9 protein-coding genes are annotated in these 11,106 nt (G+C 70.9%); 4 read left to right on the top strand and 5 right to left on the bottom strand.

What is annotated here, in order from left to right:
* Window positions 1-110: 110 nt before the first annotated feature.
* Window positions 111-3,386 carry a S8 family serine peptidase gene (locus ACFWSK_RS29585; protein WP_383792665.1) on the bottom strand — a complete coding sequence of 1,092 codons (3,276 nt, stop codon included), beginning with the start codon at window positions 3,384-3,386 and terminating at the stop codon, window positions 111-113.
* Between the two features lie 287 nt (window positions 3,387-3,673).
* Here ACFWSK_RS29585 and ACFWSK_RS29580 point away from each other — a divergent pair, with 287 nt between their 5' ends.
* Window positions 3,674-4,045 carry an STAS domain-containing protein gene (locus ACFWSK_RS29580; RefSeq protein ID WP_383792659.1) on the top strand — a complete coding sequence of 124 codons (372 nt, stop codon included), beginning with the start codon at window positions 3,674-3,676 and terminating at the stop codon, window positions 4,043-4,045.
* 284 nt (window positions 4,046-4,329) lie between these two features.
* Here ACFWSK_RS29580 and ACFWSK_RS29575 read toward each other — a convergent pair whose 3' ends face one another.
* The 3 genes from ACFWSK_RS29575 to ACFWSK_RS29565 all read right to left on the bottom strand — a co-directional run bounded on the left by ACFWSK_RS29575 (window position 4,330) and on the right by ACFWSK_RS29565 (window position 7,510).
* Window positions 4,330-5,319, bottom strand: coding sequence for a sigma-70 family RNA polymerase sigma factor (locus ACFWSK_RS29575; RefSeq protein WP_383792656.1), 990 nt, complete (start codon window positions 5,317-5,319; stop codon window positions 4,330-4,332).
* 92 nt (window positions 5,320-5,411) lie between these two features.
* Window positions 5,412-6,128 carry a L,D-transpeptidase family protein gene (locus ACFWSK_RS29570; protein ID WP_383792653.1) on the bottom strand — a complete coding sequence of 239 codons (717 nt, stop codon included), beginning with the start codon at window positions 6,126-6,128 and terminating at the stop codon, window positions 5,412-5,414.
* 86 nt (window positions 6,129-6,214) lie between these two features.
* Window positions 6,215-7,510 (bottom strand): MFS transporter, encoded by a 1,296-nt coding sequence (locus ACFWSK_RS29565; RefSeq protein WP_383792650.1) that lies wholly within the window; start codon window positions 7,508-7,510, stop codon window positions 6,215-6,217.
* Between the two features lie 62 nt (window positions 7,511-7,572).
* Here ACFWSK_RS29565 and ACFWSK_RS29560 point away from each other — a divergent pair, with 62 nt between their 5' ends.
* The gene (locus ACFWSK_RS29560; protein WP_383792648.1) at window positions 7,573-8,526 is read left to right on the top strand and encodes a LysR family transcriptional regulator; all 954 of its coding nucleotides are present in this window, start codon (window positions 7,573-7,575) and stop codon (window positions 8,524-8,526) included.
* Window positions 8,527-8,553: 27 nt separating this feature from the next.
* Here ACFWSK_RS29560 and ACFWSK_RS29555 read toward each other — a convergent pair whose 3' ends face one another.
* On the bottom strand, window positions 8,554-9,315 hold the full coding sequence (locus ACFWSK_RS29555) for an alpha/beta fold hydrolase (RefSeq protein ID WP_383792645.1): 762 nt from the start codon (window positions 9,313-9,315) through the stop codon (window positions 8,554-8,556).
* Between the two features lie 103 nt (window positions 9,316-9,418).
* On the opposite strand from ACFWSK_RS29555, the gene ACFWSK_RS29550 reads away from it, so the two are divergent.
* Together ACFWSK_RS29550 and ACFWSK_RS29545 are read left to right on the top strand one after the other, a co-directional pair.
* Window positions 9,419-10,573, top strand: coding sequence for an adenosine deaminase (locus ACFWSK_RS29550; protein ID WP_383792642.1), 1,155 nt, complete (start codon window positions 9,419-9,421; stop codon window positions 10,571-10,573).
* Between the two features lie 134 nt (window positions 10,574-10,707).
* Window positions 10,708-11,010 (top strand): hypothetical protein, encoded by a 303-nt coding sequence (locus ACFWSK_RS29545; protein ID WP_383792640.1) that lies wholly within the window; start codon window positions 10,708-10,710, stop codon window positions 11,008-11,010.
* The last annotated feature ends 96 nt before the right edge of the window (window positions 11,011-11,106 follow it).

The following is an 11,106-nucleotide window of genomic DNA, read 5'->3' as shown; positions in this document are numbered from 1 at the left end:
CACTCCGACCCCGGTGGTACGCGACCGCATCGCTTAACGGCCCAGCACGCTAACGGCCCGCCCGTACGAGGATATCGTCCGGGCGGGCCGCTGTCATGCGGTGGGCGGTCCTACTTGCCGTAGTAGGCGTCGTAGACGGCCACTGTCGACAGGTTGCCCTTCTTGTCCGTGACCTTGGCCGCGAAGGAGATCGACTTGCCCTTCGCGGGGTTCTTCACGGAGATCGCGCCCTTCTTCACCGTGACCTTCTTCCAGGTCTTCCCGGCGTTGTAACTGACGTACACCTTCAGCGACTTCAGGTTCTTGCCCGCAGCCGAGCCCTGCACCTGGACCGGTACGGAAGCGGTCCTGCCCGCCGCCACCTTGCTGTCCTGGCCCACGGCCGGTGTGAAGCGCACCATGGACGCCGGGAGCTTGGCGTTGCTCGTCTTCTTGGACCGGAACGTCCAGCCCGCGTCGATCCGGGTGGAGGCAGCGCCGATCTTGGCGCTGCGCCGCACCGAGGTCTTCAGCGTGTAGTCGGCGGCACCGGACGGCACCGCGAACGGCTTGTCGCCGTACAGCGGGTCGTTGTTCTGGGCGAACTTCTTGCCGTTGCGGTACAGGACCGTCTTGACCGAGGTCAGTTCGGACGATCCGGCGTTCCCGTTGCCGTCGGCGAAGAGCGGCACCAGACCGGTGATCTCGTCGTCCGTGCGGTAGATGCCGTAGGTGTTGTCCAACAGCGGCCCGAACACCGCCCTGTTGACGGTCTTCGTGTACGTCTTGCCGCCTGCGTACGCCCGCGGGGCACCGAGCGAGTACTCCGACTCGTACATCGGCCAGCCGTCCTCGTCGGCTCCGCCGAGCTGCGAGAAGTCGAAGTTCCACCGGGCCTTGTCGACGGTCGAGACGAAGACCGAGCGGGTGCCGGGGAGCTTCTGCGCCGTCGATGCGGCCGTGCCGCCGTTCATGCTGGGGAGGGTGCCCCAGGCCGTGATCTCTCCGGTCTTCTTGGGCGCCGGGGCGCCCATGGCGATCTTCACCTTGGCGAACTGGCCGGCCGTGAGCTTGCGTGCGTAGCCGGTGGCGAACTGCTTGGCCGGGCCGCCGAGCGCGATGTCGTACTCGGCGGACGCACCCTTGGACCAGCTGCCCAGCCAGTGCTGGGCGAGCGAACCGTCGGTGACCTTCGGACCGACGTGCGCGGTCCGGAAGTTCTTGTACGTGTCCAGGTACCAGCCGAACGTGAAGGAGCCGGACGGGGACTTGATGGTGTAGTCCGGCGCCATCAGCAGGGGGGTCACCGACTTCTCGGGCAGCGTGATGTTCACGGCCTTCGCCGTGCGCGCGTCGAGGGTGACGGCCGTCTTCTTGTTAACGTCGAGCTTCGGCTGCACGAGCCAGTCGATGCCCTTGCGGGAGTCGTCCGGGTCCACGTACAGGTTGGCGTTCAGCGCGTACGTCCCCTTCGGGACCCGGACCGAGGCGGTGCCCTTGGTGTTCTGCGGGGAGGCCCACACGCCCTCGGTGGCGCCCGCGATGCCGAAGAGGTCGCTGTCTGCGTACTGGGCCGGCTTGCCGTCGCGGCCGATGTAGGTGACCTTCACGTCGTACGACTCGATCTCGCGCTCGACCGCCGCCGCCGTCCGGACCGTCTGCCCGCCGCCGGTGCCCACGAGGTACGCGGAGTACGTGCCGTTCACCGTGGAGCCCAGCCGGGTGTCGGCCGTCAGCGCCACATCGGCGGTGCCGCCCGCGGGGACGGTGACCTGCGACGCGCCCAGGGTGAAGAATCCGGCCGGAGCGGGCTTGCCCTTCGGGCCGGTCCCCGTAACCGCCAGATCGAGGGTGACGTCCGTCGTACCGAGGTTGCGGTACGTCACCTTCTTGGTGACCGGGGTGTCATCGGTGTGCGGCCACTGCTGCATCCCGAAGCTGACCGACACCGGGTCCGCGACGATCGTCTGACCGAGCGCCTTGTCTACGGCGATCCGGCCGGAACCCTGCTCGAACGGGGTGTACGCGCCAGGCTTTGAAGAGGTCGTCAGCGCACCCTTCAGCTCCGTGTACTTCCACGCGGGGTGCTTCTGCTTCAGCAGGGCCGCGGCGCCCGCGACGTGCGGTGTCGCCATCGACGTACCGGAGATGGTCAGGTAGCCCGGGGGCTTCTGGCCGACCTCCCGGTCGATGACGGAGCCGGGCGCCGCGGCGGCCGTGATGTCGACTCCGGGGGCCGTCACATCGGGCTTGATCGCGCCGTCGCCGATGCGCGGGCCACGGCTGGAGAACGGCGCCAGCACGTCCTTGTCGTCGACCGCGCCGACGGTCAGCGCGGCGTCCGCGCTGCCCGGGGAGCCGACGGTGGAGGCCCCGCCCTCGCCCTCGTTGCCCGCCGCGATGGCGAACAGGATGCCCTTCTCGGCCGACAGCTTGTTGACCGCCGCCTCAAGGGGATCGATCTCGGGAGTGTCCCCGCCACCGAGGCTCAGGTTGACGATGTCGGCGCCCTCCGCGGCCGCCCACTCCATGCCTGCCAGGATGCCGGAGTCGTTGCCGAAGCCGTCGTCGTCGAGCACCTTGCCGTTCAGCAGCTTGGCGTCGGGAGCCACGCCCTTGAGCGTGCCGCCCGACGCGGCGCCCGTACCGGCGGCGATCGACGCCACGTGCGTACCGTGGCCGAAGCGGTCCACGGCGTCGGCGGCGTCGGAGAAGTTCTTCTGCGCGAGGACCTGGTCCTTGAGGTCGGCGTGGGTGGCGTCCACGCCGGTGTCCAGGACAGCGATCTTGACGCCCTTGCCGGTGTAACCGGCCTCCCAGGCCGTCGGCGCACCGATCTGCGCCACGCTCTTGTCGAGGCTCGCCCGGCGGACACCGTCCAGCCAGACCCGGTCGACGCCGGCCGCCGCGGTGCGCTGGCCGCCGCCCGCGGACTTGTCGGTGAGCGCCTGCCAGATGTCGGGGGCGTCGGCCTTGGGCGTGGTCAGGGACTGGGCGTTGAGCGACTTCAGGGTGCGGCCGACGGTCGTGCCACCGGCGTCGCCAACTTCGGCCTTCGCCGCGGCCGCCTGGGCGCCCCGGTAGCCGACGATCAGGCGGAGGTCCTTGTGCTGGGCCCGCCGGTTCTCCGGCCGGTTCAGCTCCGTGACGTCGAACAGCCGCTGGTCGAGCTTGCCTGACGAGATCAGCCGGCGCGCGTCGGCGGGCACGACGAGCGTGTGCCCGTCGCGTACCTGCCTCTGCACGGGTATGTGCTCGCGGCCCTTCGCGGGCTCGAATCCCACGACCCGGCCCTTGGCGTCCACCTGGACGCGGTCGCCGGTGATGAGAGTGAGGTGGTGCGTGGCGGCGGCCCGCTCGCCCCTCGCGGGGACGCGGTCCGTCTGTGCCGCGGCCGGGGTGGTCATTCCGGCCGCGAGCGCCACGGCGGCCGCCGCGGCGATGGTCGATACGCACGCGCTCTTGACGTGTCTGCGCAACTCTCCCCCTGGAGAATGAAGTGGTTCCTGGGAACCGCAGGTCCGGGGCGGCTGTGTGACTGCCAGTGCCACCGGTTCACGATTCAAGAGGGAGAAAGGCGCCGCTCGGTTCACAAAAGTGGCTCATGAGTCCGGAGTTGGCGGAAAGAGAGCGCTTCGTGCCCACCGACGACAGGTGGGGTGGTCGCCTTCAGAGCTCCCGGCACCGGGCTCCGATGAGTTCCGGCCGCCGCGCCGGTCTCTCTCATGTGGATGCCATGACACCGATAGAGCTCGCCGTGTCCGGTCGCGTCACCAGGGCCGACGTACCGCGACTCTGCGCCGAGCTGGAGAAGCTCCTGCACGGCCCCGCGGGGGACACCTGCGGGCCCGTCGCCGCGGTGGACTGCGACGTGGGCGGAGTCATACGTCCCGACCTGGTGCTGGTCGAGGCGGTGGCCCGGCTGGGGCTGATCGCGCGCAGGGCGGGCGGCCGGGAGCTACGGCTGCGCAACGTCCCGCCCGAACTCCGGTCCCTGCTGGACCTGGTCGGACTGGCCGGCGCCATCGGCCTGGGGGACCGGGACCCGGCGCGGGACCCGGCCTGACGCGGACGCGGGACCTGGCCGAGGAGGGCCGGCCCCGCGCCGGGCGGTCCGCCTCAGCGGGCCACCGCGCAGACGTACAGACGGGAGACGGTGGCCGGGCGGCCCGGAAAGCCGCGTCGCACGCGCCGCTCTCGGGCTGCGGTCCCGGATCGGGGTTGGCGACGGAGCCCGGGCCCCGGACCGGTCCTGGCCCCGCGGTGGCCGTGGGCTCGTCGAGCCAGAGCGTCAGGCCCCAGCCGCCCCCACCAGCAGCGCCCGGACGGCGACGGCCGGCCGGCGGATTCTCATGCCGGATCGGCGTCCAGGTGGTCCGGCAGCCCGAACAGCGGGAACCAGCGGGGCGTGTCCAGGAAGCAGTGCATCCCGGTGATCGCCCCGTCCTCGATGTCGATGACCTGCACCGCCCAGGGCACGAACCCGGGACCGTCCGGATTCGGCTTGTAGTGCGCGAACGCCGGGGTTCCGTTGGCCTCGGTCGCCACCAGTCGTGAACCCGCGCAGCTCGCACCCATGGAGAGCATGAAGCCGGTGATGTCGTCGTGCCCCTGGAGCCAGAGGTCGAACGGCGGCATGGTCATTACGGCGTCCTCGTGGAGCAGCGCGGTCAGCGCCGCCATGTCGTACCCCTCGAAGGCCGCCACGTACCGCTCGAGGAGCTTGCGCTGCTCCTCGTCCAGCGGGTTCGCCGTGTCCGGGGCCCGCCCCTCCGTCTCGGTGAGCGTCGCCCGCGCGCGCTGGAGGGCGCTGTTGACCGAGGCGACCGAGGTGTCGAGCAGCTCGGCGACCTCGCTCGCCTTCCAGGCCAGCACCTCACGCAGGATGAGCACGGCCCGCTGCTTGGGCGGCAGATGCTGGAGCGCGGCGACGAAGGCCAGCCGCACCGACTCACGGGCCACGGCGGCCTCCGCCGGATCGGCCACCGACGGCAGGATGCGGCCGTCCGGCATCGGTTCCAGCCAGGTGTTCTCCGGCAGCGGGTTGAGCGCGGCCTGTGCCAGCGGTGCCGGGCCGGTCAGGTCCACCGGCCTGGCCCGCTTGTTGCCCGCGTTCAGCATGTCCAGGCAGACGTTGGTGGCGATGCGGTACAGCCAGGAACGCAGTGAGGAACGTCCCTCGAACTTGTCGAAGTTGCGCCAGGCACGTACGAGGGTGTCCTGGACCGCGTCCTCGGCCTCGAAGGCCGAGCCGAGCATCCGGTAGCAGTAGCCGGTCAGCTCGACCCGGTGTCCCTCCAGACGGCTGTCGACATCGGCCGTCACGGTCAGATCACTCATCGCTCCACCCCTGTTGCGCTGTGACACCACTCACTCAGCACTGTGGAAGCTACCGCAGGCCACTGACAACGGGCGGGAAGCGCGGAAGCCGCTCACGTCCCGGGCTTGCGCCCGTACACGTGGACGTCGTCGCCCTTGCGCAGCAGATTCCAGTATGCCTTCGCGTCCTTGCTCCGCATGTTGACGCAGCCGCCCGAGCCGGGCGGGTTGTACATGCTCTTGGTGACGGAGTGGAACGCCTGGCCGCCGTCGAAGAACTGGGAGTACGGCATCCACACGTGGTAGATCGTCGACCAGTGCTTGATGGTGCGCCAGTAGACCTTGCTCGCGCCGGTACGCGTCTCCGAGCCGTTGCGCCCAGTCCGGACAGGCACCGGACCGTACTTCAGCTTGGAACCGTCCTGGATCCAGCTGAGCTGCCTGGTCAGGTCCACGCACGCGATGCGCCCCTTGTTGGTGGGGCACTTCTTGGCCTTGTTGGGATTCTTCCCGGCCGCCTTCTGGGCGAGCATGGTGTTCATCGTGCGCCAGGTGATCGGCCCGGCGTACCCGATGGTCGGAGTGATGCCGTGCTTCGCCTGGAAGGCCCGGATCGCCTTGCAGTCGGTCACCGACTGCCGGCCGTCGGCCGGGCGGCCCAGGAACTTCTCGACCTGCTTCTGGTACGGCCCGGTGGATGCGGTGCAGGACGCCGCCTGCGCGGACGTTCCCGTGCTCAGAACCAGGGCCGGTGCCGCCATCAGACCGGCGACGGACAGGGCCACGCCCCGCCGTATCCGTACGTTCCGAATGTCCCCTACGACTCCCATGTGCGCCAACTCCTCTTCGCGCGCAGTGCGTTGATACCGCCTGCTTAGACGCGCGAAGGGGGGCGCCGGTTGTACCCCCGGAGGTCTCAGTTGGGTAGCGCGACCGCCGGTACGGCCCGGAGCCGTTCGGCGCGCGCCACCCGTGTCCCGTACAGGGTGATCGATACGACGCCGAGGACCGCGAAGAGTCCCAGGGCCACGGTTCCGGCCCAGCCCCCGGCGTGGAAGGCGACCGCCCCGAGGGTGCCGCCCACGCTGGAGCCCAGGTAGTACGCGGACTGGTAGAGCGCGGAAGCCTGCGCGCGGCCGGTCGTCGCCGTACGGCTCACCGAGGAGGAGGCGACGGCGTGCCCCGCGAAGAAGCCCGCCGTGATCAGGACGAGCCCGAGGAGCACGGCCGCCAGCTGGCCGGCCAGGGAGAGCAGCAGTCCGGCGGCCGTCGTGGAGACGGCCAGGTAGAGCGCGCCCCGGCGTCCGAGCCGGCCGACGAGCTTGCCGGCCGCCGCGGAGGAGGCCGTACCGACCAGGTAGACCAGGAAGACCGAACCGACGACGCCCTGTGGAAGGTTGAAGGGCGCCTCGACCAGCCGGTAGCCGATCACCGTGTAGACCGCGCCGAACACCGTCATGAACAGGGCGCCGATCGCGTACAGGCGGCGCAGCAGCGGATCGGCGAGGTGCGTGCCGACGGTCCTGGCCAGGGCCTTCGGGTTGAGCGAGCCGGGCGTGAAGTGCCGGGCCTTCGGGATCATGAAGTGGAAGACGAGCGCGCAGAGGACCGCGAGCAGCCCGACCGCGCCGAGCGCCACCCGCCATCCCCACAGCTGGGCCACCCAGCCGGTGACGATGCGGCCGCTCATGCCGCCGATGCTGTTGCCCGCGACGAACAGGCCGATCGCGGCGACCAGTGCCTTCGGCCGCACCTCCTCCGCCAGGTACGCCATCGCGGACGCCGGCAGTCCGGCGAGCGCCGCGCCCTGGACGGCGCGCAGCGCGATCAGCCAGCCGAGGGACGGGGCGAAGGGGATGAGCAGTCCCACCAGCACGGCCACCGTCAGCGAGGCGGTCATCATCTGCCGCCGCCCGAAGCGCTCGGAGAGGGCACTCAGCGGCAGTACGCACAGCGCGAGCGCGCCGGTCGCGGCCGAGACCGTCCAGCTCGCCTGCCCCGCTGTGGCGCCGAACGCCGCTGAGACGGCGGGCAGCAGCGCCTGCGTGGAGTAGAGGAGGGCGAACGTCGCGACTCCGGCGGCGAAGAGCGCGAAGCTCATCCGGCGGTAACCGGGGCGGCCGGGCTCCAGGCGCTGGGCGGAGACGGGGGAGGAAGGGGGTGCGGGGGCGTCCACCGTGCGGATGGACGCCTTGGTACTGGCAGGAGGCATACGTCGAAAGTAGGCCGCCCGGTTTCATGCGTCCAATGCACGAAGTCGTCATAATCGTTCCCATGGTGCATGAACGCAGGCCACAGTCCCGGCTGTCACCGAGTAGTTACGAAGAAGACATCCGTGCCGTGCTCGCGCCACGCCTCGCGTACTTCGAGGCGGTCGCCCGCCACGAGCACGTCACCCGCGCCGCGCACGAGCTCGGCGTCCCGCAGTCCACGCTCTCGCGGGCCATGGTCAGGCTGGAACAGGACCTGGGCGTAGCGCTGTTCGCCCGCAAGGGCCGTACGGTCTCCCTCACCCCGGCCGGCCGTACGTTCCTGGCCTCCGCCGACCGGGCGCTCACCGAGGTGGAGAAGGCGGCCGACTCGGTACGGGCGGACGCCGACCCGGCCGCGGGCAAGGTCGCCTTCGGCTTCCTGCACACCATGGGCTCCGAGACGGTGCCCGCCCTCATTCGCGCCTTCCGCGTCGACCATCCCCGGGTCCGCTTCCAGCTGGTCCAGAACTACGGCGAGGCGATGATCGAACGCCTCCGCTCGGGCGGCCTCGACCTCTGCCTCACCTCGCCGGTCCCGGACGCCCCCGACCTGGTCGCCCGCCGCCTCGACGAACAGCGGCTGCGCCTGGTCGTCCCCGACGACCACCGGCTCGCCTCCCGCCGCCGGGTGCGGCTGGCGGAGGCCGCCGACGAAACCTTCGTCACCCTCGAACCGGGTTACGGTCTGCGGCGGATCACCGACGACCTCTGCGCGGAGGCGGGCTTCACCCCGCGGATCGCCTTCGAGGGCGAGGAGGCCGAGACGCTGCGCGGCCTGGTCGCCGCGGGCCTGGGCGTCGCCCTGCTGCCGCCGCCGGCGGTGGCGCGCCCGGGAGTCGTCGAGCTCACGGTCACGGCGCCGCGCGCGGCCCGCGAGATCGGGGTCGCCTGGCTGGACGGCCACCCCGACACCCCGCCGGTCGCGGCCTTCAAGCGCTTCCTGCTCTCCCGCAGGGGTCACCTGCTCCCGGACTGACGCCGCCCCCCGGGGCGCCGCCCCCGGCTAATGCCGCAACGACCGCCCGAACCCCGCGGCCAACGGCATCCGCAGACCCAGCGGCGGCGGAGCCGCCAGCGCGTCCGCGACCGGCCGGGCGTACGAGCGGGCGAACAGCGACCCGCGTACGAAGTCCGCTGCCAGGGCCACCACTTCGGCCCGGTGCTGCCGCAGCGCGTGCCCGTCCGAGTGGACCTCGAACCGGCAGATGTCCCGGTTGGACTTCTTCGCCCGCTCGGCCAGCCGGAACGACAGCTCCGGATCGATGCGTTCGTCATTGGTGCCGTGCACGATCAGCACCCGCCGCCCCGCCAACTGCCGTACCGGCTCCGCCTCGTCCGCGGTTCCCTCCGGCAGCCAGGGGGCCATCGCCAGGACGGAGGTGACCGCGGTGTGCCCGGCGGCCCGCAGCGCCGCCCGGCCGCCCATGCCGTGTCCGACCAGGCAGACGGGGACATCGCCGTAGCGCCGTACGACCTCGTCCGCCGCCCACTCCGCGTCGGCCGCCAGATCCGCGTCCGTGGCGTTCCAGCCGCGCCAGCGGTACCGCACGACATGCACCGCGAGCCCGTCCGGCCGGCCCGCGCGGGCCAGATGCCGGGCGAAAGGCAGCTGGACCGCGTACGAGAGGGCGGACGGCCTGCGGTGCGAATCCGCTTCTCCGTCCGGGAGCAGCAGGGCGACGCCGCTGACCTCGGGTGGTGCCCCGGCCGTGAGAACGGCCCGTCCCAGCCTGGCGGCAGGCAGGGGAAGTGCGCGCTGTGCCATGACAGAACAGTGTCAGAAGGGCAGGTGTACTCCACCTGACTTCGCGGTCTCTGTTACGTATCGACGACCAGCGCTCTACGCGCGTAGGCGCTAGAGTGCCCAGATGACGAGCCAGACCCTCAATGTTCCCAATCCCGAGCAGATCAGGCGTGCGCCCAAGGTGCTGCTCCACGACCATCTCGACGGCGGCCTGCGCCCTGGCACGATCGTCGATCTGGCCCTCGCGCAGGGCTACGACGCCCTGCCGGAGGCGGAGCCCGACAAGCTGGGCATCTGGTTCCGCGAAGCGGCCGACTCCGGTTCGCTGGAGCGCTACCTGGAGACGTTCGCCCACACCTGCGCCGTCATGCAGACCCGCGAGGCCCTGGTCCGGGTCGCCGCCGAGTGCGCCGAGGACCTCGCCGAGGACGGCGTGGTCTACGCCGAGGTGCGGTACGCACCCGAGCAGCACCTGGAAGGCGGCCTGACCCTCGAAGAGGTCGTCGAGGCCGTCAACGAGGGCTTCCGCGAGGGCGAGAGCCGGGCCCGTGCCAACGGCCACCGCATCCGCGTCGGCGCCCTCCTCACCGCGATGCGGCACGCCGCCCGCGCCCTGGAGATCGCCGAGCTCGCCAACCGCTACCGGGACCTCGGCGTCGTCGGCTTCGACATCGCGGGCGCCGAGGCGGGCTTCCCTCCCACCCGGCACCTCGACGCGTTCGAGTACCTCAAGCGCGAGAACAACCACTTCACGATCCACGCGGGCGAGGCTTTCGGTCTGCCGTCGATCTGGCAGGCCCTCCAGTGGTGCGGTGCCGACCGGCTCGGCCACGGGGTCCGCATCATCGACGACATCGAGATCGCCGACGACGGCAGCGTGACGCTCGGCCGGCTGGCCTCCTACGTGCGCGACAAGCGCATCCCGCTGGAGCTCTGCCCCACGTCCAACCTCCAGACCGGTGCGGCCTCGTCCTACGCCGAGCACCCCATCGGCCTGCTCCGGAAGCTCCATTTCCGCGCCACCGTGAATACGGACAACCGGCTGATGAGCGGTACGAGCATGAGCCAGGAATTCGAGCGGCTGACCGAGACCTTCGGATACACGCTCGATGACATGCAGTGGTTCACCGTCAATGCGATGAAATCAGCATTCATTCCTTTCGATGAACGTCTGGCGATGATCAACGACGTCGTCAAGCCCGGATACGCGGAGCTGAAGTCCGAGTGGCTTTTCCGCCAGACCGCCACGACCAGCGGTTCTTCCTCGAAGACCGGCTGATCGAGCAGTGCGGAAACGGCCGGGGCGGCCAATACCCCGGCCGTTTTCCGTGTCTCCGCATGTTTGCGGGACGGGTAATGGGATGACTACGTTGCAGAGCCGCTCACATCCCCTTTCCCAAGGATGACATTCACATGAAGCAGTCTGCTGTCAGGACTCTCGGCGTCGCCGCCCTCGGTGCCGCTTTCGCCGCTGCCGCAGCCGGTTCGGCCTCGGCCGCCCCCGCGCTGCCCGTCGACGCCGCGACCGCCGCGGTGCCCGCCGGTACCGCGCTGGACGCCGTCAGCCAGGCCCTGCCCACCGTGCAGGACGCGGCAGGACAGCTCCTCAGGGGCCAGCAGAGCGTCGGCGGCGACGCCACCGCCCCCGTCTCCGGTCTGCTGGGCGGCCTGCCCACCAAGGGCGTGTCGGCGAACGGTCTGCCGCTCGGCGGCTGAACAGCACCCGCACACGCACGTGGGGGGGGGGGCCGGGCCGGGGGGGGGGCCCCCCCCGGTGGTGGCCCCGGGGCGGGGCGGGGCCACCGCCGCGCC

This window comes from Streptomyces sp. NPDC058620, assembly GCF_042717135.1.
Lineage (GTDB): Bacteria > Actinomycetota > Actinomycetes > Streptomycetales > Streptomycetaceae > Streptomyces.
Note: the sequence above shows the minus strand (reverse complement) of the source record. Positions and strands in the feature narration are given on the sequence as shown.